This is a genomic window from Pseudonocardia ammonioxydans (assembly GCF_900115005.1).
GTDB classification, from domain to species: Bacteria; Actinomycetota; Actinomycetes; order Mycobacteriales; family Pseudonocardiaceae; genus Pseudonocardia; species Pseudonocardia ammonioxydans.
In genome coordinates this window covers 89,523-112,898 of sequence record NZ_FOUY01000010.1, presented here as the reverse complement: position 1 = coordinate 112,898, position 23,376 = coordinate 89,523, and the positions used below count along the sequence as shown (strand labels likewise).

The window sequence follows — 23,376 nt, the reverse complement described above, 5'->3', positions numbered from 1 at the left end:
GTTGCTGGTTCGCACGGACGACGAGGTCTACCGCGTCGACGCGGTCTGGCTCGGCCCGCCCCGGGCCACGTTCCCCTGGCGTGCCCGCTACGTCAGCTACGGCGTCGGGCTCCTCGCGATGATGCTGATCATGATGGTGCAGCGGCAGCTGGGCATCGGCCTGGACTTCTTCTCGGTCGCCTGGGCACTCGTCGGCACGGTCGCGATCACCCGGATCCTCGGCAAGAAGATCGACTACGAGCGGCCGCTGGGCCAGGTCCTCGCCCAGTTCTGGGCCGAGGTCACCGGCCCGCGCGCGGGGCGGAAGCCGGCCCGCGGCGCGGTCCGGGCGGGACACGTGCGGGTGCACACGTCGCGGGCCCACCCGGGCACGCCGGCCCTGGGCGCGGGGACCCGGCCCTGGAAGGTCTCCGGTTCCTCCCGCACGCCGTTGCCGCGGTCGGGTGCGGTCACACCGCCGCCCGCGGAGCCGGTCGTCGTCGACGCACCCGTGACGCAGGCGGCCGGGCCCGACGAGGCTGCCCCCGACGAGGCCGGGGCCGAGGCCGCCCCCGTCGCGCCGGCCCGCGTCGTGCCGCCGCTGCCCGAGCCGGGCAGTGCCCCGAAGCCGGGCCGGTTCCGCAAGGCCCGCGGCCGCACCCGCGGTCGCGGGGCCACCGCGCCGGCCCGCACCAGCCGTCCGGAACCGTGGCGCAGGGGTGGCCACCGTGGCCGCACCTGAGAAGACCTCCCGCCGGCTGCGCAGGCGAGGCCGGGCCAAGGCCGGCGAGGGCGGGTCGGACTACACGCCCTCGATCGCGCTGCGCTCGATCGACGGGCACCTCACCCGCACCGGAACCCAGGTCATGGCCTGGTACCGGCTCGCCGCGCAGGCCTGGAGCTTCCGCAGCGACACCCAGCGCGAGGTGCTGATCCGCCAGATCGCCGCCCAGCTCGGCGAGCTGCAGGGCCGCTGGCTGCACCTGCGCGTCACGACCCGGCCCTACCCGGTGCACATGTGGGCGGAGTCGTTCGACCAGAACGCGCTCGCCCGTATGCCCGACGTCCCCGGGGCGCTGGGCTGGGACGGCTTCCTGGAAGGCGAGCAGCGCCACCTCATGGGGCTGTCGATGGCCGACAAGGAGGTCTTCCTCGGGATCGAGGTCTCCGGCCGCGGCCTGCTCGACCGCTGGGTCGAGCGCGCCGCCCCGGTCCTCGACCGGATCGCGCCGTCCGCGGTGCGGGCCGAGCTCGCCGCGCTGGAGTCCGAGGTCAACCACCTCGACGTCCTCGTCGCCGGGTCCGGGCTGGACGCCGTCCCGGCCAGCGCCGAGGACATGGCCTGGCTGATGCACCGCTCGGTCGCGCTCGGGCTGCCGGCGCCGCGCGGGCTGTCGTCGGTGCCCCGGGGGGTCTCCACCTGGGAGGCCGAGGACCTCGCCGCCTTCACCGAGGGTGTCGACCTGCACCAGGAGCCGTACGCGCCGACCGTGCAGGTGGTCGGCCGGATGCGCTCGCAGGCGGTGTCGCGCAACGTCGCCGTGCTGTCGGTCGGGCTGATGGAGGGCCTGCGCATCCCCGAGATCGACGACCCGTGGATGCAGCACTCGGACCGCCTGCCGTTCCCCGTCGAGTGGTCCGCCCGGATCTACGTCCGGCGCCCGGAGGACGTCACGGGGGAGCTGCAGCGCCAGATGGGGCGGGTCCGCAGCCAGATCCGGCACTACACCCACGACCACGACCTCGACCCGCCGATGTCGCTGGCCCGCCAGGCCGACCGGGTCCTCGAGGTCGAGGACGAGCTGACCACCGGGCTCACCCAGCTCAACACCCGGATCTCCGGCTGGTGGCGGATCGCGGTCTCCGGCCGCGACGAGGCCGAGGCCACGACGCGGGCCCAGCAGGTCGTCGACCTGTACCGGCCGAAGGTGCAGATCGAGCACCCGGAGGCCCAGTACCGCTACGCCCGCGAGTTCATCCCCGGCGAGCCCCTGGCCTCGACCGCCTACCGGCGTCGCGGCTCGGTGATCTGGGCCGCGGCCGGGGTGCCCGCGGCGACCGCGAGCGTCGGCGACCGGCGCGGGATCATGCTGGGCGAGACCTGCACCGCGACCCGGCGCCCCGTCGCGTGGGACCCGTGGCTGGCCCAGGAGGTCCGCCGGGCGTCCGGGCTGACCGCGATCGTCGGTGGCCTGGGGTCCGGCAAGTCGTTCCTCACCGGACTGATCGTCTACAAGTCGCTGCGCGCCGGGGCCCGCTGGACGGTGCTCGACCCGTCCGGGCCGCTCGCCGAGCTGGCCCGGCTGCCGGAGCTGCAGCCGTTCTCCCGCCACATCAACCTGCTGCGCGCCGACCCGGGCATCCTCAACCCGTACCGGGTGGTCGCCGAGCCGCGCCCGGACCACTTCGCCGACGACGAGGACCCCGAGCGGGCCTGGAAGCGGGAACGCTCGCTGGCCGCGGCCACCCGCCGCCGGCTCGTGCTGGACGTGCTGTCCGGCCTGCTGCCCTACGAGGTCGCGCGCCAGCCGCACACCCGGATCGTGCTGCTGCGCGCGGTCCGCGAGGTCGGCGGCGCACCGGACCGGCATCCCGGCATGGTGATCGACACGCTGCGCCGGCACGCGTCCGAGGGCGAGGAGCACGCCGGTGTCGTCGCGGACTTCCTCGACGAGCGCCGCGAGCTCCCGCAGGCCGCGCTCCTGTTCCCGGACGAGACGCGGTACGACCCGTGGCGCGCCGACCGCGACTACCGCCTCACCGTGCTGACCATGCAGGGGCTGTCGCTGCCGCGGCCGGGCAGCCCGCGCGAGGAGTGGACCGACAACGAGTCGCTCGGCGTCGAGCTGCTCAACCTGGCGTCCTGGCTGACCCAGCGCACGATCTACGACGCCGACCGGAACCTGCGCAAGGGCGTCGCGCTCGACGAGACGCACTTCCTGTCCCAGGTCCCCACCGGCAAGGTCCTGATCGACCGGCTGGCCCGCGACTCCCGCAAGTTCAACGTCCGGGCGCTGTTCGCCTCCCAGCTGGCCGGTGACCTGCTGCGGGTGTCCGGGTTCGCGTCGCTGGTCAACGCGGTGTTCGTCGGCCGGACCGACGACGAGGAGGCGCAGTCCGAGGCGCTGCGGCTGCTGCGGGTGCCCACCGACGTCGGCTACGAGGAGATGCTCGGGACGCTGTCGCCGCGGCCGCGGCACGACGACCGCCCGGACGACACCCCGCGCCAGTTCGTCTTCGCCGACGGCCACGGTGGCGTCGAGAAGATCCGGATCGACCTGGAGGGTCCCCATCTGGAGCACGTCCGTGAGGCGCTGGACACCAACCCGGACGCCACCCGCGCGGCCGTCCCCCGCGAGTCCGGCCCCGAGATGAACGCACCGGACGAGCCGGCCCCACTGCCGCCGGCGCCGCGCCAGGAGCTCCCGTCGGTGCTGCCCGACCTCGACGGCGACGACCTCGACGTCGACACCCGCATCGGGCCCGGCGACGCCGATCCGGTGCTGGCCGGTGAGGTCCGGGCCGGGAGCGTGCGGGTCGTGTCCGCCGAGCTCTACGACGACGAGCAGATCGACCTGCTCGACGAGTTCGACGAGGACTGGGTGGTGGACGAGCCGCCGCCGGCCGCCCGCAACGGTGCCGGGCACCGGCCGGACGACCCCGGCGGTACCCGGCAGTGACCCACGGGCTGGATCCGTCCGGAGGGGCCGGCCTCTGGGTCGTGCTGGGAGTGCTGCTCGCCGCGGTGCTGGTCGCGGTCCGCCGTGCGGTCCGCCGGGACACCCCGGCCCGGCCGCGTCGCCGCCGCCGGGCGGTGCTCGTCGTCGCGGCGCTGGCCGCCGGAACGCTGCTGATCGGCACGCCGGCCATGGCCCAGGCGCTGGACTGCAAGACCCCGCCGGAACCGGACCGCCCCGGTACCGGCCTCGTCGGGTCGCTGGACCGGCCGTCGGCGCTGCACGGCGAGGCCGGCAGCGTCTACACCGAGGTCGGCTACGCCGGGATGATCTGGCACAACTACGACCTCGGCTGCGCGGCGTCCGGCGTGCTGAACCCGTCGGTCACGACCGACACCTGGCTCGGCAACCAGGTCTTCAACCTGGCCAAGCTCGCCGTCGGCGGCGTGAACTGGGCGCACTACCTGATCGCCGACGGCGGGGCGCTGTTCGAGCCGCTGGACGAGGTCATCACGACCGCGACCCGGGCCATGTACGAGACGGTGTTCACCACCTGGGTCGGGTTGGCCCTGCTCGGGTTCGCGATCATCATCCTGCTGCTGGCGATGCGCGGGGAACTCGCCCGGCAGGCCCAGCGCACGGGGATCGCGGTCCTCGCGCTGATGCTCGGCTCCGCCGCCTACCTCGCCCCGGTGGACTGGTCCAAGGCGGCCGACGACCTGCTGCTCGACGGCGTCACGCAGATGCAGGAGGGCTTCCTCGGCCAGGTCGGGCTCGGCACCCGCGACACGCTCCCGACCGTGCTCGTCGACCAGGTCGCCTACCAGAACTGGCTGCGCGGGACCTTCGGCGCGCCGGACGTCCCGCAGGCCCAGGAGCTGGGCCGGGACCTGCTGCGGGCGCAGGCGTTCACGATCGACGAGGTCGACCAGGGCCAGGACACCTCGGAGACGGCTGAGCGGAAGAAGGCCGACTACGCCGCGATCGCCGACCGGATGGGCGACCGGTACCCCTACTTCACCGGGGCGTCGGGCAGCCGGATCGGGGCCGGGACCCTCGCCCTGATCCAGGCCGCGTGCATCGCGCTGTTCCAGCTGCTGGCCAAGGTGCTGGTGCTGGTCGCGCTGCTGATCATCCGGTTGCTCGTGGTGTGCGCCCCGGCGGTCGCGGTGATCGCGCTGCTCAAACCGGACGTCATCCCGGCGATCCTGCGCGTCGCCGGCGCCGCGGTGGTGAACACGCTGGTCGTGGGCGCGCTGGCCGGCCTGCACGCGTTGCTCGTGGTGTCGCTGTTCGCGCCCGGCGCCGGCATCGACCTGTGGCTCGCCCTGCTGGTCACCGGGGTCGTCACGCTGGTGATGTGGGCGGTCGCGCGGCCGTTCCGGCGGCTGGTGTCGATGGTGTCGCTGACCCGCGAGCAGTTCGGCGGGATCGTCCCCGGGGCCGGTGACGGTCCGATGTCGCGGGTGTGGAACCGCATGCGCGGCCCGCTGCCGGGTGACGAGCGGCAGGCCCGCTGGTGGTCCGAGCGTGGCCCCGGCGCCGCGGGCGGGGACCCCGACACGGCCCGTCCGGAGGCGGAGACGGTCGCCGGTCCGGGTGCCCGGCCGTGGCGGCGCCGTCCGGTGGCCGACCCGGCCGACGGCGGGCGGGACACCCGCCTCGCCGACCCACGGCGCGCCCAGCTGCCGGTGGGGGCGTCCGGGCGCCCGGACACGGGGGTGCCGGGCCGCACCGATCCGGGTGAGATCGACGACCGGTCGATCTACCGCCGCGACGACGCGGGGCCGCGCCGGCCGGGCGACCCGGCGCCGGTGGCTCCCGAGCTCGTCGACGGCGTTCCCGTCTACAAGATCTACCGGCCGCGGGCCGCGCGGACCTCCGACGGCAGGGGTGGCCGTGCCGATTAGGTCCCCGCGCGGCCGCGCCGCGGCCTACCGCGCGATCTGGCAGTGGCCGCTGCGCTCGCCCGTCCGGCTGGCGGTCACCGTCGTCGTGCTCGGAGCGCTCGTGTTCGGGCTCGTGCACCTCGCCGGTCAGGTCGGTGGCACCACCGGGGGTGGCGGCCCGGGCGCGACCCAGGGCGACCGGTGGGACGCCGGCGGGTCCGGCGTCTCCGCCACCCCGACCCCGACGATGCTGCCACCGGTGCCCGAGCTGACGCCCGAGGCGCAGCCGCTGGACCAGGCCCCGCCGCAGGCGCTCGAGGTCGCGCGGGTCTGGACCTCGGCGTGGGTCAACCACCCCGAGGGGACGACCTCCCAGCAGTGGCTGGCCGGGCTGCGGCCGTACACGACCGACGAGTTCCTCGGTGTCCTGGCCGGTGTCGACCCGGTCAACATCCCGGCGAACCGGGTGACCGGGCCGGCGACCCCGACCCGGGTGGCCGAGAAGAGCGTCGAGGTCGACGTGCCGACCGACGCGCTCCGGTTGACGATCCTGGTCGTGGACACGGACGCGGGCTGGAAGGTGTCCCGCTACGACCGGGCATGAGCACGCCGTTCACCCGGGCCCTGCGGCCCCTGCGGCTGTTGCTGCCGTTCGTGGTCATCGGGATGGCCCTGGTGCTGTTCCTGACCGTGGGCTTCCTGGCGTTCAGCCCGAACATCGGCGGGCGCCAGTCGGGCGCCGACTGGTGCGACACCGGGATCTCCACCGCGACCGCCGGGCGTGGCGGCAACGCCGGCGCCACCATCGAGACGCTCACCGACGAGCAGAAGCAGAACGCGTCCGCGATCATCTCGGTCGCCAAGGACATGGACCTGCCGCCCCGCGCGTGGCTGGTCGCGCTGGCGACCGCGATGCAGGAGTCCACCCTGCGCAACATCGACTACGGCGACCGGGACTCGCTGGGACTGTTCCAGCAGCGGCCGTCGATGGGGTGGGGGACGCCGGCGGAGGTCACCGACCCCGCCTACAGCAGCCGGATCTTCTACGAGCGGCTCCTGGAGGTGCCGGGCTGGGACAGCATGCCGGTCACCGTCGCAGCGCAGACCGTGCAGCGCTCGGCCTTCCCCGACGCGTACGCCAAGTGGGAGCCGCTGGCGGTCTCGATCGTCGAGCAGATCGGCGACGTCACGAACCCGACCGGGTGCGAGCCCGGTACGACGGGCGCGCTGCCGCCGGGTGCCGCCGGTGCCGCGATCGGGTTCGCGCTCGGCGAGGTGGGCAAGCCGTACGTGTGGGGGGCGACCGGCCCGAACGCCTACGACTGCTCCGGGCTGCTGCTGCGCGCCTACGAGGCGGCGGGCATGACGATCCCGCGGGTCTCGCGCGACCAGTACAACTCCGGTGGGCACCTGCCGGTGCAGGACGTGCAGCCGGGCGACTTCCTGTTCTACGCCCACGACCCCTCGGACCCGTCGACGATCTACCACGTCACGATGTTCATCGGCGACGACAAGATGGTCGAGGCGCCGAACAAGGACCACCCGGTGCGGGTGCAGCCGGTGCCGTGGGACTTCGAGGACCTCGTCCCGCTCGCGACCCGGCCGGGGACGACGCCGAACCCCGCGTGAGGCGGCCGGTCACCAGGCCCGGCGCGCACCGACCGGGGTGCGGCGCCGCCGCGCGGCGTCGGCGAGGCGCTCCAGCTCGCCGGCCAGGACGGTGACGTCGGCCGGTCCCGCGTGCACGGTCGCGCCCTGCGGGAGCGGTCGTCCGGGCATGTCCGGTGCCGGACGCCGCTGGTAGTAGCAGCCCTGCGCGGTGACGTGCACCAGCAGGACGGCCGGTGCCCGGCACGGGTCGGCTCCTCCGCGGCCCGCCCCGAGCTGGGCCATCCCGTCGACCCGGCCCATCCGCCGGACCAGGTCGGCCTCCGCGTCGGTGCAGCCGCGCCGCAGCAGCTCGCGGACGAACCGGTCGGCGTCGTCACCGGCCGCGTCGACCGCGCCGGCCAGCACCTCGACCGGGATCCGCACCGTCGGGCCGGGGCCGGGCACGACGTCACCCAGCAGGCCCACGAGCGTGGCGGGGGCGTCGGCCGGGCGGAGCCGCAGCAGCGCGACGTCGTCGTCGATCCGGGCGGCGAGCACCGCGCGGCCCGCGCGGAGCCCGACCAGCGCGCGCTGCCGGTACGGCGGTGCGACGACCAGGTCGAACCGGAAATCCGGGGTGGTCAGGGTCCGGATGTCGTCGGCGAGCTGCGGGACGGGCACGCCGTCGACGACCAGGCCGCGCGCCGCCGCGGAGGCCGTGGCGGCCCGTACGACCCGGGCCCGTTCCAGGTCGGTCGTCCCGGGTGCGAGCAGGTCCAGGACGGCCGGGTTCGGGCCGAGCCCCAGCAGGTCCCGGACGACGTCGAACTCCGTCCCGGTCAGGACGGTGGCGCGGGTCCAGTCGATCACCGCGGGTCCTGCTCGGGTCCCAGGACGGCGTCGGTCGCGGTGACCTCGACGGCGAACACCTCGTCGGTCGGGACGATGTAGCGGTTGCGGTGGTCCTGCCCGTCCCGCGGGGCGGCGCCTCCCATCATCGGGCCGTACCCGGGGGTGCCGGCGCCCCGGCCCGGGTCGGCTCCGCGCCCGGTCCAGGCGGCCGGTTCGCCGACGCCGGCCCGGCCGCCCGGAGCGCGGGGCTCGGTGGCCCAGGCGCCGGCCCCCGGCCCCGCGCCGCGCCCGGCGGGGCCGCGCGGCTGGTCGGGGCCGCGGAGCGCGTCGGGCGGGCCCGTCGTGGGGCGGGCCGGCTGATGCTGTCGCGCGCCCTCGGCGAACCGGCGGGCGAGCTCGTCGCGGGCGCGGCCGGGATCGGTGCCGGGCGCGGTGAGGAACGGTGCCGGGAGGGCCGCCGAGCGTTCGGGTGCCGCCGGGTACGCCGGGCGCTCGGGAAGCGGTGCGGGAACGCGCTCGCCGCGGACCTGGCCGGCGTCCTCGGCGGTGGTCGTCGGGTACCGCGGCGCGGGATCCCCGGCGTGCGCACGCGGGTCGTCCGGGCCGGTCGCCGCGCTACCGGGCCGGTCGGGCGACAGGACGGATCCGCCGGCACGGGGCTCCGCGCCGCCTGTCGGTGGACCGGCCTGCTCCGGAGGCCGCGGCCCACCCGCGGGCCCCGCGTTCCCGCCCGTGCCGGCCCCACCGACCCCACCGGCCCCACCGGCCCCGGCCCCCACCCCACCGTCACCGGCCCCTCTGCTCCCGGCTCCACCGTCGCCGGGGCCACCGCTTCCCGGGCTGCCGGTACCGAACGCGCCGGCTCCGGGCCCGGCTCCGGCAGGGCCGGGCGCTCCGCCGGCCCCGGAGGCTCCGGGCGTATCCGGTGGAGGAGCCGCGGCCGTCGTGAACCGGTCGTCGGTCGCGGAGGTCTCGGTGGCGTACTGCTGCAGCGCGCGGTTCGCGACCTCGTCGTTGACCTGGTTGTGCTCGGCGATCGTGACATGATCGGCGCCGGCGCCCCACGCCGAGTGCCACGCCTCGCTGAGGTTGTCGCCGACCCGTTGCACCCAGGAGTAGTCCGCGGGATCCAGGTACGTGATCTGACGGCGCATCGCCTCGAACGAGTGGCCGTGGTCGAGCATGCGGTCGGCGCCGTTGCGGGCGATCGTCGCGGAGTCGGAGACGCCGTCCGCGGTCGCGGTCAGTGACGTCCGAGCCGCCTCGGCCGCCGGGCCCTGCCACGAGATGCCGAGCCGGGACGTCGCGTCGTCGGTGGCGGTCCGTGCGGTCTCGAGGGAGCCGGTGAGCGTCGTCAGGCCGTCCGAGACCTGCTGGGCGGCAGCCATCCCGGGTTGGTCGTTCACCCAGGCGAACTTCGTCGCCATGTCGAAGGCCTCGAAGTTGTAGCAGACGGGGAGAGCCACGTCGGCCGCCTACTTCTCCACCGTATGACCACGACCTCCGGAGGAACGATCCGTCGGGCGTAGTGAACTCGCGGCATGTTCGTCGATCAACCCGTACTGCACGGCTGCCTCGCGGAGTCGTTCCGCGGCCTCGTGCACCTCCTTCTGGTGGGCCGCGTGTACGAGAAGGATCTCGTCGATCTTTGGTTGGAAGACCGCCTTGGCGTCGCGGGAGATCACGTCCTCCCCGCAGCGCGGGATGTCGTTCATCCACGCAGCCTCGGTGATCGTGATCTGCATGTTCTCGGCCTGCTCCCGGAAGACCCGATACGCGGCCAGGACGTTGTCCTGATCGATCTGGGTCATGAGCGTGTCTGACGCCGTGCCTCGTGGGAGCGCTGCATCGATCGGCATGAATGCGAAGCTACGTGCACGGACTTGGCGCCCAGGGCGTGATGAGGAGTCCCGATCGCAATCGTGAACCGCTCACGATCGTGCGAGAGCGCTCTCCACGACTGCGGTCGCGAAGTTGGATACCCGTGGACACACCTGGTCGAACGTCAGCGGTTGTCCCTCGTCGTCGAGGAGGGTCGACTGTGCCTGTACCCGAATGGCCTGTCCCGGACCGGCGTCGATGATGAGCTGACAGATCGGGGTCGAGCTGCCGAGCCCGGTTCCTTGTACCGCCCCGAAGCCGTTGATCTGTGTCAGCGAGGAATCGTCCGAGCCGACGGCGTCGGCAGCGTCCATGGGGAGAAGCTGCACGGTGTAGTTGAAGCCGTCGTCGAAGTTGCTCCACGCGCACGCTCGTGACGTCACCTCGCCTACCGGAACATTCGTCGGGCGCCCCTCCGAGAGCTCCATGTCAGCGCGTCGTTGCTCGGTGAGCGTTGTGCACGGATCGAGTGTCGAGACGTCGATGTCCGCCGGCCGCGCGGGGAACGGGCTCTCCGGTTCCGCCGGTGACCCTCCACACCCGACGAGAACCGCCGCGAGGAGCCCGAGGGTCAGGAGAGCTGGTGCGGGCGCGTGGCGCCGGACCTGTCGTGCCACGGGACCTCCGGCGTCGAGGAGCGGTCTGCAGGGTAGCCCGGTTCGCCGGGATCGACGGCGACTCGACGCATCCGAGAAATCGGGGAGAAAGTTGAGCCGGGTGGGAACAACTCTGCCGGGGTGCTCGTTGATCCGGTCGAGAGCAAGTTGAGCAGGCCCCACTCAGGGCCTGTACGCACCGCGCTCGCCGGCCTGGTACAACTTGAGCCGGACGCACTCATTCCCTGCAGTCAATGCTCAACGGAGGCAGTCACCATGGCTCGTACGGTCGGTATCGACCTCGGGACCACCAACTCCGTCGTCGCCGTCCTCGAGGGTGGCGAGCCGACGGTGATCGCGAACTCGGAGGGTGCCCGCACCACTCCGTCGGTCGTCGCGTTCGCCCGCAACGGCGAGGTTCTCACCGGTCAGTCCGCGAAGAACCAGGCCGTCACGAACTCCGACCGCACCTTCCGCTCGGTCAAGCGCCACATCGGCACCGACTGGAAGACCCCGGAGATCGACGACAAGACCTACGCCGCGCAGGAGATCAGCGCCCGCGTCCTTCAGAAGCTGAAGCGTGACGCGGAGTCCTACCTGGGCGACGAGGTCACCGACGCGGTCATCACCGTCCCCGCCTACTTCGAGGACGCGCAGCGGCAGGCGACGAAGGAGGCCGGCCAGATCGCCGGCCTGAACGTGCTCCGCATCGTCAACGAGCCGACCGCGGCCGCGCTGGCCTACGGCCTCGACAAGGGCGAGAAGGAGCAGACCATCCTGGTCTTCGACCTGGGTGGCGGCACGTTCGACGTGTCCCTGCTGGAGATCGCCGAGGGCGTCGTCGAGGTCAAGGCGACCAACGGCGACAACCACCTCGGTGGCGACGACTGGGACGAGCGGATCGTCACCTGGCTCGTCGACAAGTTCAAGTCCTCGCAGGGCATCGACCTGACGAAGGACAAGATGGCGATGCAGCGGCTCCGTGAGGCCGCGGAGAAGGCGAAGATCGAGCTGTCGAGCTCGTCCTCGACCAACATCAACCTGCCCTACATCACGGTCGACTCCGACAAGAACCCGCTGTTCCTCGACGAGTCGCTGTCCCGCGCGGAGTTCCAGCGGATCACCCAGGACCTCCTGGACCGCACCCGCCAGCCGTTCAACCAGGTCATCAAGGACGCCGGCATCTCGGTGAGCCAGATCGACCACGTCGTGCTCGTCGGTGGCTCCACCCGGATGCCCGCCGTCACCGAGCTCGTCAAGGAGCTGACCGGCGGCAAGGAGCCCAACAAGGGCGTCAACCCGGACGAGGTCGTCGCCGCCGGCGCCGCCCTGCAGGCCGGCGTGCTGCGCGGCGAGGTCAAGGACGTCCTGCTGCTGGACGTCACCCCGCTGTCCCTCGGCATCGAGACCAAGGGCGGCGTCATGACCAAGCTGATCGAGAAGAACACCACGATCCCGACCAAGCGTTCGGAGGTCTTCTCCACCGCGGACGACAACCAGCCGTCGGTGCAGATCCAGGTCTTCCAGGGCGAGCGCGAGATCGCCGCGTACAACAAGAAGCTCGGCATGTTCGAGCTGACCGGCATCGCGCCGGCCCCGCGCGGCGTCCCGCAGATCGAGGTGTCCTTCGACATCGACGCCAACGGCATCGTCAACGTGTCCGCGAAGGACATGGGCACCGGCAAGAGCCAGGAGATGACGATCACCGGCGGGTCGGCGCTGTCCAAGGACGACATCGACCGCATGGTGCAGGAGGCCGAGGCGCACGCCGAGGAGGACGCGAAGCGCCGCGAGGAGGCCGAGACCCGCAACCAGGCGGAGACCCTCGTCTACCAGACGGAGAAGTTCGTCAAGGAGAACGACGACAAGCTCCCGTCCGAGGTCAAGGACTCGGTGAACGCCGCGCTGGGTGAGACCCAGGAGGCGCTCAAGGGCACCGACCACGAGGCCATCAAGTCCTCGATGGAGAAGCTGGCCACCGAGTCCCAGAAGATGGGGTCCTCGCTGTACTCGCAGCCGGGCGCGGAGGGCGCCGCGGGTGCGGCCGGCGACGCCGGTGCGGCCGGCGGGTCCGCCGGTGAGCAGCAGGACGACGTCGTCGACGCCGAGATCGTGGACGAGGACAAGGACAAGGGCGACAAGTGAGGGCCGACGGCCATCCAGGAGACGGGACGGTCGACATGGCAGACGAGAACCAGCAGGACGAGCCCGTGACCTTCCGGGACCGCCGGAAGATCGACCCGGAGACGGGTGAGGCCCGTCTGAGCGAGGACGCCACTGCGTCCGGGGCCGCCGCGGAGGCGGCCCCGGACGGGGCGGGCGCCGACCCGGTCGCCGGGCCGGCCGACGGGGCCGACCCGGAGATCGAGAAGCTCACCACCGAGGTCGCCGAGCGCACCGCGGACCTGCAGCGGGTCACCGCCGAGTACGCGAACTACCGGCGCCGGGCGGACCGGGACCGCGAGGACGCCAAGCTCGCGGCGAAGGTCTCGTTCCTCTCCGACCTGCTCGTCGTGCTCGACGACTTCGAGCGCGCCGAGCAGCACGGGGATCTGACGGGAGCGTTCAAGTCGGCGGCCGACAAGGTCACCGGCGTCGCCACCGGGCTCGGGCTGGAGGCCTTCGGGGCCGAGGGCGAGCCGTTCGACCCGCAGCTGCACGAGGCCGTGCAGCACGAGCCGGCCGAGGGCTCCGGCCCGACGGTCACCGTGCTGTCCGCGGTGCTGCGTCGCGGGTACCGGATCGCCGACCGGATCCTCCGGCCGGCGATGGTGACGGTGCAGGACCGTCCGGAGGCCGAGGCCCCCGAAGCGGCCGCGGCGCAGCCGGACGGGTCCGGCGAGGACGGGTCCGCCCCGGCCTGACCGGGACGGCAGGGACGGTGCCGAGCGGTGCGGCGGGCTGCGTGCGCGCGGCCCGCCGCACGGCAGGCGTACACGGAAAGGAGGCGGAGTGACCCAGCGCGACTGGATCGAGAAGGACTACTACCGCGAGCTGGGCGTCTCCTCGACGGCGTCCCAGGACGAGATCAAGAAGGCGTACCGGAAGCTCGCCCGCGAGCTGCACCCGGACGCCAACCCCGGCGACGAGAAGGCCGAGACCCGCTTCAAGGCGGTCTCCGAGGCCTACGGCGTGCTCGGCGACGAGGGCAAGCGCAAGGAGTATGACGACACCCGCGCGATGTTCGCGGGCGGCGGTGGCGGCTTCGGCGGCTTCGGTACCGGCGGCGGCTTCCCCGGCGGCGGCGGTGCGGGTGGCGGCGCCGGCGCCGGCGGGTTCGACATCAATGACCTGTTCGGCGGAGCCGGGCGCGGCGGCGCTGGTGGCGCCGGCGACTTCAGCGACATCCTCGGCGACATCTTCGGCCGGGCGGCCCGCAACAGCGGTGGCTACGGCCCCACCGGTGCGCGGCGCGGCCAGGACGTCGAGAGCAACCTGACCATCTCCTTCGAGGACGCGGTGCGGGGCGCCACGGTGCCCATCACGCTGTCCTCGCCCGGGCGGTGCGAACGCTGCGGCGGGACCGGTTCCCGGCCCGGCAGCACCCCGCGCACCTGCCCCACCTGCAACGGTGCCGGCCTGGTGAGCCGCAGCCAGGGCGCGTTCTCGTTCTCCGAGCCGTGCCGTGACTGCCGCGGGACCGGCCGGCTCATCGACGACCCCTGCCCGGAGTGCCGCGGCGACGGCGTGTCCACCCGGACCCGCTCGCTGACCGTGCGGGTCCCGGCCGGGGTCGACGACGGGCAGAAGATCCGGCTGGCCGGTCAGGGCGAGCCCGGCCGGGGCGGCGCGCCGGCCGGCGACCTGTACGTCACGGTCGGCGTCACTCCCCACAAGATCTTCAGCCGGTCGCGCAAGAATCCCGACGATCTGACGATCACCGTGCCGGTGACCTTCCCCGAGCTCGTCCAGGGTGCGACGCTGACCGTGCCCACGTTGGACGGCACCGTCTCGCTGAAGATCCCCGCCGGGACCTCCAGCGGGCGGACCTTCCGGGTCGCCCGGCGCGGGGTCGAACGGAAGAACGGCAAGACCGGCAACCTGCTGGTCACCGTCGAGCTGGCGGTACCGCAGAAGCTGGACCAGGCGGCGGCCGACGCCCTGCAGGCCTATGCGGAGGCGACGACGTCGTTCGACCCGCGGAGCGACCTGCTCGGTGGCGCCAGGAGGTGAGTGCGGTGGCCGGACGTTCCTCGGACGGCACGGGACGGGACCGGACCCCGATCGACGCCGTGAGTTCCGACGTCGGGCACGACAACCCGGTGTTCGTCATCTCGGTGGCCGCGCAGCTCTCCGGCCTGCACGCCCAGACCCTGCGCAGCTACGACCGGCTCGGGCTCGTCAGCCCGGGCCGCGCCGCCGGCGGTGGTCGCCGCTACTCGCAGCGTGACATCGCGCTGCTCCGCGAGGTCCAGCGACTGTCCCAGGAGGAGGGCGTCAGCCTCGCCGGGGTGAAGCGGATCATCGAGCTGGAACAGCTCGTCGACGAGCTGCAGGCCCGGCTCGACGAGACCACGGCCGAGCTGGACGCGGTCCGCGCCGCCGCGGCCCAGGCGACCGCCGCGGTGCACCGCTCCTACCGGCGCGACCTGGTCCCGGTCGATCGCCGGCAGGCGGTCGTCCGGTGGCGGCCGGCCCAGCCGGAGTGACGGGGCCGGGCGGCCCGGCTCAGTCCGCCCACCCGGCTGCCACCGACCGGCGGCACCGGTCGGGATCGTCGCCCGCATCGACGAACAGCGCGGTCGCGACCGTCTCTGCCTCGGCGCGGGCGGTGCTCGCAGTGATCACCCCGCCGAGCACCAGCATCGTCAGGCCGTGCCCGGCCGCCCGCCAGCGCAACGCCAGCCGGGCGGGGTCGATGTCGGCCCGGAACCGCCCGGCGGCCCGGGCACGGGCTGCGGCGTCGACCAGCGCGTCGAACGTCTCGTCGGTGGCGGCGGCGCTGGTGGTGGCTGTTGCCGTGGCGTCCTCGGAGCCGGTGGCCGCGTCGAACATGACCCGGTAGAGATCCGGGGCGCTCAGCGCGTTCTCGGTGCAGGCGACCCCGAGCGCGGTGAGGTCCCGGACCGCGTCGTCGGTGATCCCCACGGCCGCGATCTGCTCCTCCAGGCGGGCGAAACCCTCCTGACGGACCGCGCGCCACAGGCCGGGCATGCCGTCGAAGTGGGTGTACACGGCCATCGTCGACACCCCGGTACCGGCGACCACGCTGCGGAGACTGACCGGTTCGTGACGCCCCAGCATGGCGGCGGCGCGTTCGATGAGCATCGTCCGGACAGCGGTGGGGGCGCGACGAGGCACCTGTCCAGAATACATAGCGCTGCTATAGCATCGCCCATTTGCAGCGTTGTGGAACGAGGAGACGTCATGCCGATCGAACTGCTGAACCCGCCCGGACTCCCGCAGCCGGAGCACTACCGCCAGGTCGCGGTGGCATCCGGCTCGCGGACGGTGTACGTCGCCGGGCAGGTCGCGCGGACGGCGGACGGTGAGCCGGTGGGATCCGATGATCTCGCCGCTCAGGTGGAGCAGGCCTACGTCAACGTCGACATCGCGCTGTGCGGCGTCGGCGGCAGCTTCGACGACGTCGCGAAGCTGACACTCTACGTGGTCGAGTGGGACCAGTCCAAAGTAGCGGCGCTCGGTGAGGGGATCAGCCGGGCGTCGGCCCGGCTGGGTCGCGACCTGATCCGGCCGATCACCCTGCTCGGCGTGGCCGCACTGGGCGAGCCGGACCTGCTCGTCGAGGTGGAGGCCGTCGCCGTCATGCCGTGAGGTGGGGGCCGACGGCCGCCGCCGGAGACGATCAGGCGGCCGCCGGCGCCGCGGCCAGTCCACCCCGGCGCGCGAGCATCCCCAGCACCACGGCCCCCGCCAGCGGGATCGCGGCCAGCACCAGGAACGGCACGGCGGGCGGGAACGTCGGGTCGAGCAGGGCGCCCACGCCGGTCGACCCGATGAGCACCATCAGCCCGCCGAACGAGGCGAGCACCCCGAAGTGGGCACCGAGCCGCCGCTCCCCGGCCAGCCGGGGCACCAGGTCCTGCGCGACCGGCACCGCGAACATCTCGCCGAAGGTCAGCAGCAGCACCATCGCCACGGCCGGGGCGAGCGCCCACCAGCCGGGCAGGTCCGGCAGCAGCCGGGCCAGGGCGACGACCCCGAACGACGTGGCCATCAGCCCGAAGCCGAGCACCACCGACCGTCCGGCCCCCAGCCGTCGCGACCAGCCGGTCACCCGGAGCTGCAGGCCGATGACCAGCACCGACATCATCACGAACAGGAACCCGAGGGCGGCGGTCCGCTCGACGCGCTCCAGCTCGGCCGGCAGTGCCAGGTAGAGCTGGTTGTAGGAGAGCAGCCAGCCCGAGTAGCCGACCGCGAAGATCATGAACCGCCGGTTGCCCAGCACCTCGCCCCAACCGGCGAGGACGGGGTGCCCGGCCTGTTCGGCGGCGCGTCGCGGCAGCCACCGCCAGTGCGCGAGCCCGACCAGTACGAACCCGGCCGCTGCGACCAGGCACGCGGTCCGGAAGTCGACGAGCAGCAGTGCCGTCCCGACCAGGGGGCCGGTGACGGTCCCGATCTGCCCGGCGACGGCGAACAGCGCGAACACCTCGGTCCGCGCCGGACCCTCGCCGGCCCGCTCCCGCACGCCGGCCTCGTGGGCCAGTGAGGACTCGACCGCCGGGGAGAACAGCGCGGCGGCGAAGCCGGTGAGCAGCGCGCCGCCGACCACCGCGGGCAGGGTCCCGGCCGCCCCGAGCGCGATGAACCCGATCACACGCAGCGCGCAGCCGACGAGCACGACCGGTTTCGCGCCGTAGCGGTCCGTCAGCGCCCCGCCGACCACGAACATGCCCTGCTGGCTGAACGTCCGCAGTCCCAGCACCAGCCCGACGGCCGCCGCGGCCAGCCCGAGGTCGTCCGCGAGGTGCGTCGCCAGGTACGGCAGCACCATGTAGAAGCCCACGTTGAACGCCAGCTGCGTCGAGATCAGCAGCTTCATCACCGGCGGCAGGGCGGCGAAGCGGGCCCGGCGACCGGTACGCGGCGGGGCGGTGGGGCGCGGGTCCGAGCCGGGGTCGGCCGGCCGGCGGAGCAGGCTGCGGAGCACGAACGCAGTGTTATCAGGTTCGGTATTGCAGTCGCGACTCCATGGCAGTAAGCACATATGCGCACTCACGCACATCCTTGACCGCTTGCTCACACTTTCCGACGATCTTTCGGGCGCCCGGTCACCCCCTGTCGGCGCCGGAAAGGACTCCGTCTGATGCCCGCCGCACCGGCCGCCGCTCCACCACATCGTCGACCCCGTCTGCGCATCGCCGCGGCCCTCGCCGCGAGCGCGGCGGTCCTGGCCGCCTGCGGTGGCTCCGGGGAGGGGACCGGACAGGTCGTCCCCGACGCGCAGCTCACCGTGGCCATGGCCTTCGCCCCCGGGGCCGGCTACGCGATCGACACCGATGACGCGTTCGTGCTCTCCCAGCTCGGCGTGACCGAGACGCTCGTCGCCTCCGGAGCCGACGGGCAGGCCCGGCCCGCACTGGCCACGGCGTGGGAGCAGCAGCCCGACCCGCGGACCTGGCGGTTCGAGCTGCGGCCGGGAGTGACCTTCCAGAACGGTGAGCCGTTGACCGGGGAGGCCGTCGCCAACGCGCTCGACCGGCTGGCCGGCGTCGAGGCGCCACCGCGCGCGATCAAGAGCATCGGCCTCGACGCCGCCGCCGACGGCGCGACCGCCGTCCGGGTCACCACCACGGCCCCCGATCCGGTCCTCCCGTTGCGGCTGAGCAGCGCGAACACCGGAATCCTCGCGCCCTCGGCCTACGCGTCCACCCCGCCCGCCGTGCAGGGCACCGGTACAGGGCCGATGACCCTCACCCGGGCGGACGGCATCCAGTCCGCGACGCTGCAGCGCAACGACACCTACTGGGGTGAGCGCCCGCAGCTGGCCGGGGTCACCGCGAACTTCGTCCCGGACCCGGCGGCCCGGGCGCTGGCCCTGAGCGCGGGCGACGCCGACATCGCGCAGGAGCTCCCCGACACGGCCACCCTCGAGTTCACCGGCGACGAGTACACCAACGAGACCGTCGCCGCGCCGCGGACGGCGTCGCTGCAGCTCAACCAGTCGCGCGCGCCGTTCTCCGATCTCCGGGTGCGGCAGGCCGTCACCGCCGCGATCGACCGGACGGCACTCGGTGAGCAGGCGCTGGCCGGCTCCGCGGTCCCGGCCGCGGAGCTGTTCGGCCCCGCCGTGACCTGGGGGGCGCAGGAGCCGCCGCCCCCGGCCGACCCGGCCCGCGCCCGGCAGTTGCTCGCCGAGGCCGGCTTCGGCCCGGAGAACCCGCTGCGCGTCGAGCTCGGCACCTACGCCAACCGCCCCGAGCTGCCGACCCTGGCGACCGCGGTGCAGGAGATGCTGCGCGCGGCCGGGATCGAGGCGAACATCCGGGTGGGCGACTACGACGCGCGCGAGCCCGATCTGCTGGCCGGTGACTACGACATGTACCTGGTCTCGCGCAGCTACCTGCTCGACGTGCCGGACGCCGGCGCGACGCTGCAGAGCGACTACTCCTGCGCGGGCTCCTACAACATCAACCGGTACTGCTCGCCCGAGTTCGACGCGCTGCTCGCGCCGCTCGCGAGCGAGACCGACCCGGCCGCCCGCCAGGAGGTCTTCCGGCAGGCGTCGGCGAAGCTCGTCACGGACGCGGTCGGCGTCCCGCTGGTGCACACCCGCGCGAACGGGGTGGGCCACCAGGTCGCCGGCTACACGGTCGACCCGCTGGCGAAGACGCTCGTCGTACCCGGGCTGGCGAAGACGGGGTGACGGCGCTGCTGCTCCGCCGGCTGCTGGCGTTGCCGCTGGTCGTCGTGGCGGCGGCGGTGCTGGTGTTCCTGCTGCCCCGCTTCTCCGGTCAGGACACCGCGCTGGCGGTGTTGCGCAGCCGCACCGGCGAGGCCGACCCGGACCCGGCGGTCCTCGCCGCGCTGCGGGAGCGGTTCGGGCTCGACGGCAGCTGGTGGGACCAGTTCACGGCCTGGGCGGGTGCCGTGCTCACCGGTGACCTCGGGGTCTCCTACACCGCGCGCACGCCGGTCTCGGGCCTGCTCTGGCCCGCACTGGGCGTGTCGCTGACGCTGACGGTCGCGGCGCTCGTCGTGGCCGGGCTCGTCGGCATCCCGGCCGGGGTGCACGCCGCCCGACGGCCCGGTGGCCGGCTCGACCGCGCGCTGACCGCCGGATCGGTGCTCGGGGTCGCGGTGCCCGAGTTCGTGCTCGGGACGGTGCTGGTGCTGACGTTCGCGGTGACCGTGCCGGTGCTGCCGGCGACCGGGTGGGGTTCCCCGGCGCAGGCGGTGCTGCCGGTGGTCACCCTCGCCGCGTTCCCGGCCGCGCTGGCCGCCCAGCTGGTGCGGGCCGAGACCATCGACGTGCTCGGCCGGGTCCACGTGACCGTCGCCCGGTCGAAGGGGCTGCCGGACCGGGTCGTGCTGTGGCGGCACGGTGGCCGGCTGGCGCTGACCTCGGTGACGTCGCTGTCCGGGCTGTTCCTGGGCGGTCTGCTGGGCGGCTCGGTCGTGGTCGAGGTGCTCTTCTCGGTCCCCGGGGTGGGTCGCCTGCTCTACGACGCGGTGCTCGGCCAGGACCTCCCGGTGGTCCAGGCCGGCCTGCTGGTGGTCATCGTGCTGGCCGCGCTCGCCGGCATCGCCGCCGAGCTGCTCGCGCTCGCGCTGGACCCCGTCGCCCGGAGCGCGGTCCGGTGAGCGCCGAGGTCGTCACCGGGCGCCGGTTCGCCGCCGCCCCCTGGGTACGACGCCTGCAGCGGCCGCTGCGGGCCGGTGCCGTCCTGCTGCTGGGTGTGCTGGTGCTGGTCATGATGCTGCCGCTCGATCCCACCGCGAACGACCTGTCGCAACGCTTCGCCGGACCGTCGCTCGAGCACCCGCTGGGCACCGACCAGCTCGGCCGGGACGTCCTGGTGCGGCTCGTGGTCGGCGCCCGGATCTCGATCGGCTTCACGCTGGTCGTGCTCGTGATCTGCGGGGTGGCCGGCACGCTGATCGGGACCCTCGCCGGCTGGGTGGGACGCACCCTCGGACAGCTGTTCCAGCGCACGATCGACGTACTCGTCGCGATCCCGGCGATCCTGATCGGGCTGGTCGTCGTCGCGGCCTCGGGCGGCGCGCCCGGGCTGTGGTCGCTGCTGCTGGCGGTGGTGATCACCGGCTGGACACCGTTCGCCCGGCTCACCCACCAGCTCGTCGTGCGGGAGCGGTCCCGCGAGTACGTGGAGGGGGCACTCGCGATCGGTGCCTCCCCGGGCCGCATCGCGTTCCGGCACGTGCTGCCGAACCTGAGCCGGCCGCTGCTGGCGCACCTGTGCCTGCGGTTCGCGAACGTCCTGCTCACAGTGGCCGGGTTGTCGTTCCTCGGGCTCGGACCGCAGCCGCCGACCCCGGAGTGGGGCGCGATGCTCGCTGAGGGCCGGCAGTTCATGTTCAACGCGCCACAGCTCGTCGTGCTGCCCGCGCTCGCCGTCGTGGGAACGGCGTTGGTCGTCACCGGTATCGGCCGGGCGCTGGAGCGGCGCCGGCCGACCGGGCCGTCCGGCCAGTTCTGATACGCCTTCGTTCCTGCCAGAATTGTGCGAGTACAGGATTGTGCGAGTACAGCATGGTGCGAGTGCAGGCGTAAGGCAGGAGGACGTGGCGTGGCGCAGACCGGTGCGGACGGACGGCGGCGGGGTGAGGCCCGGCCCGAGCTGAAGGGCCTGGTGGACGACGTCGGGGTGACGCCGCGTGCGGCGTCGCTGGACGACGCCGGGGCCGTACTGGCCGCGGACGGCGTCGTGCGGGTCCCCGGTGCCGGGAACGACCCGGAGGTGCTGGTCGTCGCCGCCGCGCGCGTGCTCGGCGGGCGTCTGCGGGAGCTGTTCGGGATCCGGCCGCAGGGCGGCACCGACTCACCCGTCCTGGGTCTGCACAACGACGGCGCGTTCCTCGAGGGGGACGTACACGGGCGGACCGTGCGGCTGCGCGACCCGGACGAGGACTACCTGCTCATGCACTGCTCGGTACCGGCGCCGTCCGGCGGGGACTCGGTGCTCGTCGACGGCTACGCGCTGGCCGACCGGCTCGCCACCGACGACCCGGGGCTGCACGCGTTCCTGACCGGCGCCGACGTCGACTTCTTCGGCAGCCGGGTGAACCCGCCGCGGGGCGTGCCGGACACCCCGCTGCTGCGCCGGATGATCGAGCACACCCGTGGGGGACGGCGGGCGGTCCGGGCCAGCGACTACGCGCTGCCGGTGCCCCGCGAACCCCAGTGGGACGAGCACCTCGCCCGGATCGAGGAGTACGCCGACCTGCTCGCGACGGCATTCGAGGCGGCCCCGCGGTTCCGGATGGACGCCGGGGACCTGCTGGTCCTCGACAACTACCGGTTCCTGCACGGCCGGGACGCCTTCACCGGGTCCCGCGCCCTGCACGTGCTGTCGGTCCGGACGACCGAGGCCTTCTAGCGGATCAGTCCATCGTGAAGGGGTCGTAGGTGATCCGGTCCAACGGCGTACCGGCCACCAGCATCCGCGACACCGTCGAACGGATCATCGCCGGCGAGCCGCAGACCAGCACGTCGTGGTCGCTCCAGGCGCCGAAGCGGGTCACGACGTCGGCCAGGGTGCCGACCTCGGCACCGGACGGGTCGTCCTCCTGCTCGACGACCGGGATGATGTCCAGCCACGGGTAGCTGTAGGAGAGCTTGCGCAGCGAGGTGAAGTCGTAGAGGTCCTCCCAGCTGCGACCGCCGACGAAGACCTGGGTGCGCGGCGGGCGCGGCCGCTGCCGCACCTCGTCGAGCAGCGCCTTCATCGGGGCGACGCCGGTGCCGCCGGCGACCATCAGCAGCTCGCGGTCCGAGTTCTGGGGGACCGACATCCGCCCCATCGGCGGGCCGATCCGCCACGTCTCGCCGACCTGGCTGTGCGCGACGATCGCCCGGCTCACCCAGCCGTTCTCCACCGCGCGGACGTGGAACTCGACCGTCCCGTCGTGGCGCGGGGCGTTCGCCGGGGACAGGTAGCGCCACAACCGCGGGCGGTGCGGCGTCTCCACCGACACGTACTGACCGGCCTGGTAGGGAACCGGCTGGTCGGTCTCGAGGGTGACGACGGCCAGGTCCCAGCCGATCCGGCGGTGGGAGACCACCCGGCCCAGCCAGGACGCCGGGCCGCGCTCGGCGGCGGCGGCCTCCTGCATCGACTTCGCGACCAGGGCGTACGCGTCCTGCCAGGCCCGCTCGACCTCCGGCGTCCACACCGACCCGGCGAAGTCCCGGATGCTCCCGATCAGTGCCTGGCCGAGCGCGTTGTAGTGCGCGGCCAGGACCCCGAACTTGCGGTGGTCGCGGCCGAGCTGGCGCAGGAAGGGCACGAGGTCGTCGGGCTGGTCGACCATCTGCACCACGTACACGACCGCCCGCAGCAGCCGGCTGCGCTGCACCTCCATGTTGACCGGGAAGAGGTCCCGGGTCTCCGGGGCCAGGCGGAACAGGTTCGAGTAGAAGTGCTTGCCGAGCTCCTCGGAGTGCGGCTCGGCGACGGCGAAGCTGTCGCGGATGAGCTCGACGGTCCGGTCCGCCTCCGAGGCGGGGCGTCGCTGCGGGGCGACGCCGCCGGCGATCAGCTGGTCAGCAGTCATGCCTGGCGGACACTCTCCTCGGTCGTGCTCCGTGCCGCGATGACACCGGGTGTCACCGCCTGGTCACCGCCGGTTAGGGTACGTGAGCGACTCCACGCGACTGGACCTCGCCTGCCCACCGGCCCGCCGACGGGTGTGGAGTGGGTTCGCACGGTCACTGATCATCCGTTCGGGGACGGGGGTACTCGGGTCGGCGTGGGTGGCGCC

21 protein-coding genes are annotated in these 23,376 nt (G+C 73.5%); 14 read left to right on the top strand and 7 right to left on the bottom strand.

The window, feature by feature from the left end; translation table 11 throughout:
* Position 1: 1 nt before the first annotated feature.
* The 5 genes from BM093_RS38160 to BM093_RS12065 are packed head-to-tail and all read left to right on the top strand — an operon-like array spanning position 2 to position 7,174.
* On the top strand, positions 2–721 hold the full coding sequence (locus BM093_RS38160) for a hypothetical protein (protein WP_177238416.1): 720 nt from the start codon (positions 2–4) through the stop codon (positions 719–721).
* Positions 708–3,659, top strand: a complete 2,952-nt coding sequence (locus tag BM093_RS12080; RefSeq protein WP_425439137.1) for an ATP-binding protein — start codon at positions 708–710, stop codon at positions 3,657–3,659. Before BM093_RS38160 ends, BM093_RS12080 begins: the two co-directional genes overlap by 14 nt.
* Positions 3,656–5,566 (top strand): hypothetical protein, encoded by a 1,911-nt coding sequence (locus BM093_RS12075; RefSeq protein WP_093341653.1) that lies wholly within the window; start codon positions 3,656–3,658, stop codon positions 5,564–5,566. The genes BM093_RS12080 and BM093_RS12075 overlap by 4 nt, the downstream gene beginning before the upstream one ends.
* The gene (locus tag BM093_RS12070; RefSeq protein WP_245773474.1) at positions 5,556–6,149 is read left to right on the top strand and encodes a hypothetical protein; all 594 of its coding nucleotides are present in this window, start codon (positions 5,556–5,558) and stop codon (positions 6,147–6,149) included. The genes BM093_RS12075 and BM093_RS12070 overlap by 11 nt, the downstream gene beginning before the upstream one ends.
* On the top strand, positions 6,146–7,174 hold the full coding sequence (locus BM093_RS12065; RefSeq protein WP_093341649.1) for a C40 family peptidase: 1,029 nt from the start codon (positions 6,146–6,148) through the stop codon (positions 7,172–7,174). Before BM093_RS12070 ends, BM093_RS12065 begins: the two co-directional genes overlap by 4 nt.
* Before the next feature lie 9 nt (positions 7,175–7,183).
* Here the strand turns inward: BM093_RS12065 and BM093_RS12060 are convergent, their stop codons facing one another.
* The 4 genes from BM093_RS12060 to BM093_RS12050 form a co-directional block, all read right to left on the bottom strand.
* Complete coding sequence (locus tag BM093_RS12060) at positions 7,184–8,005, bottom strand: ESX secretion-associated protein EspG (RefSeq protein ID WP_177238414.1); 822 nt, start codon at positions 8,003–8,005, stop codon at positions 7,184–7,186.
* Complete coding sequence (locus BM093_RS35885; protein ID WP_177238413.1) at positions 8,002–9,453, bottom strand: hypothetical protein; 1,452 nt, start codon at positions 9,451–9,453, stop codon at positions 8,002–8,004. The genes BM093_RS12060 and BM093_RS35885 overlap by 4 nt, the downstream gene beginning before the upstream one ends.
* A gap of 9 nt (positions 9,454–9,462) precedes the next feature.
* Entirely contained in the window at positions 9,463–9,846 is a 384-nt protein-coding gene (locus BM093_RS12055) for a hypothetical protein (RefSeq protein ID WP_245773473.1), read from the bottom strand.
* Between the two features lie 72 nt (positions 9,847–9,918).
* Positions 9,919–10,485 carry a DUF3558 family protein gene (locus BM093_RS12050; RefSeq protein WP_177238412.1) on the bottom strand — a complete coding sequence of 189 codons (567 nt, stop codon included), beginning with the start codon at positions 10,483–10,485 and terminating at the stop codon, positions 9,919–9,921.
* 255 nt (positions 10,486–10,740) lie between these two features.
* Between BM093_RS12050 and dnaK the strand changes: the two genes are divergently transcribed.
* The 4 genes from dnaK to BM093_RS12030 all read left to right on the top strand — a co-directional run bounded on the left by dnaK (position 10,741) and on the right by BM093_RS12030 (position 15,113).
* Positions 10,741–12,609 carry a molecular chaperone DnaK gene (dnaK, locus tag BM093_RS12045; protein WP_093341640.1) on the top strand — a complete coding sequence of 623 codons (1,869 nt, stop codon included), beginning with the start codon at positions 10,741–10,743 and terminating at the stop codon, positions 12,607–12,609.
* Positions 12,606–13,328: a nucleotide exchange factor GrpE gene (gene grpE, locus BM093_RS12040; RefSeq protein ID WP_281248703.1), complete on the top strand. Its 723-nt coding sequence runs from the start codon at positions 12,606–12,608 to the stop codon at positions 13,326–13,328. The genes dnaK and grpE overlap by 4 nt, the downstream gene beginning before the upstream one ends.
* Before the next feature lie 88 nt (positions 13,329–13,416).
* Positions 13,417–14,637, top strand: a complete 1,221-nt coding sequence (gene dnaJ, locus BM093_RS12035) for a molecular chaperone DnaJ (protein WP_093341634.1) — start codon at positions 13,417–13,419, stop codon at positions 14,635–14,637.
* A gap of 50 nt (positions 14,638–14,687) precedes the next feature.
* Complete coding sequence (locus tag BM093_RS12030) at positions 14,688–15,113, top strand: heat shock protein transcriptional repressor HspR (protein WP_093341842.1); 426 nt, start codon at positions 14,688–14,690, stop codon at positions 15,111–15,113.
* A 19-nt stretch (positions 15,114–15,132) separates the two neighbouring features.
* Here the strand turns inward: BM093_RS12030 and BM093_RS12025 are convergent, their stop codons facing one another.
* Positions 15,133–15,765, bottom strand: coding sequence for a TetR/AcrR family transcriptional regulator (locus tag BM093_RS12025; RefSeq protein ID WP_245773472.1), 633 nt, complete (start codon positions 15,763–15,765; stop codon positions 15,133–15,135).
* A 66-nt stretch (positions 15,766–15,831) separates the two neighbouring features.
* Between BM093_RS12025 and BM093_RS12020 the strand changes: the two genes are divergently transcribed.
* A complete protein-coding gene (locus BM093_RS12020; RefSeq protein WP_093341628.1) occupies positions 15,832–16,239 on the top strand; it encodes a RidA family protein in 408 nt (135 codons plus the stop codon).
* 31 nt (positions 16,240–16,270) lie between these two features.
* Here the strand turns inward: BM093_RS12020 and BM093_RS12015 are convergent, their stop codons facing one another.
* On the bottom strand, positions 16,271–17,581 hold the full coding sequence (locus tag BM093_RS12015; RefSeq protein WP_245773471.1) for an MDR family MFS transporter: 1,311 nt from the start codon (positions 17,579–17,581) through the stop codon (positions 16,271–16,273).
* A 156-nt stretch (positions 17,582–17,737) separates the two neighbouring features.
* On the opposite strand from BM093_RS12015, the gene BM093_RS12010 reads away from it, so the two are divergent.
* The 4 genes from BM093_RS12010 to BM093_RS11995 all read left to right on the top strand — a co-directional run bounded on the left by BM093_RS12010 (position 17,738) and on the right by BM093_RS11995 (position 21,992).
* The gene (locus tag BM093_RS12010; RefSeq protein WP_093341622.1) at positions 17,738–19,297 is read left to right on the top strand and encodes an ABC transporter substrate-binding protein; all 1,560 of its coding nucleotides are present in this window, start codon (positions 17,738–17,740) and stop codon (positions 19,295–19,297) included.
* Positions 19,294–20,235 carry an ABC transporter permease gene (locus BM093_RS12005; protein ID WP_093341619.1) on the top strand — a complete coding sequence of 314 codons (942 nt, stop codon included), beginning with the start codon at positions 19,294–19,296 and terminating at the stop codon, positions 20,233–20,235. Before BM093_RS12010 ends, BM093_RS12005 begins: the two co-directional genes overlap by 4 nt.
* On the top strand, positions 20,232–21,092 hold the full coding sequence (locus BM093_RS12000) for an ABC transporter permease (protein ID WP_093341617.1): 861 nt from the start codon (positions 20,232–20,234) through the stop codon (positions 21,090–21,092). The genes BM093_RS12005 and BM093_RS12000 overlap by 4 nt, the downstream gene beginning before the upstream one ends.
* A gap of 90 nt (positions 21,093–21,182) precedes the next feature.
* Positions 21,183–21,992 (top strand): TauD/TfdA family dioxygenase, encoded by an 810-nt coding sequence (locus tag BM093_RS11995; protein ID WP_177238411.1) that lies wholly within the window; start codon positions 21,183–21,185, stop codon positions 21,990–21,992.
* Between the two features lie 4 nt (positions 21,993–21,996).
* Here the strand turns inward: BM093_RS11995 and BM093_RS11990 are convergent, their stop codons facing one another.
* Positions 21,997–23,169 carry a globin domain-containing protein gene (locus tag BM093_RS11990; protein WP_093341612.1) on the bottom strand — a complete coding sequence of 391 codons (1,173 nt, stop codon included), beginning with the start codon at positions 23,167–23,169 and terminating at the stop codon, positions 21,997–21,999.
* Positions 23,170–23,376: the final 207 nt, after the last annotated feature.

What these genes read in the sequence shown, in the direction of transcription:
- BM093_RS12020 (WP_093341628.1), top strand. Translation starts at nt 15,832, where the DNA reads ATGCCGATCGAACTGCTGAACCCGCCCGGACTCCCGCAGCCGGAGCAC.
- BM093_RS12065 (WP_093341649.1), top strand. Translation starts at nt 6,146, where the DNA reads ATGAGCACGCCGTTCACCCGGGCCCTGCGGCCCCTGCGGCTGTTGCTG.
- BM093_RS12010 (WP_093341622.1), top strand. Translation starts at nt 17,738, where the DNA reads ATGCCCGCCGCACCGGCCGCCGCTCCACCACATCGTCGACCCCGTCTG.
- BM093_RS11990 (WP_093341612.1), bottom strand. Translation starts at nt 23,169, where the DNA reads ATGACTGCTGACCAGCTGATCGCCGGCGGCGTCGCCCCGCAGCGACGC.
- dnaK (WP_093341640.1), top strand. Translation starts at nt 10,741, where the DNA reads ATGGCTCGTACGGTCGGTATCGACCTCGGGACCACCAACTCCGTCGTC.
- BM093_RS12055 (WP_245773473.1), bottom strand. Translation starts at nt 9,846, where the DNA reads ATGCCGATCGATGCAGCGCTCCCACGAGGCACGGCGTCAGACACGCTC.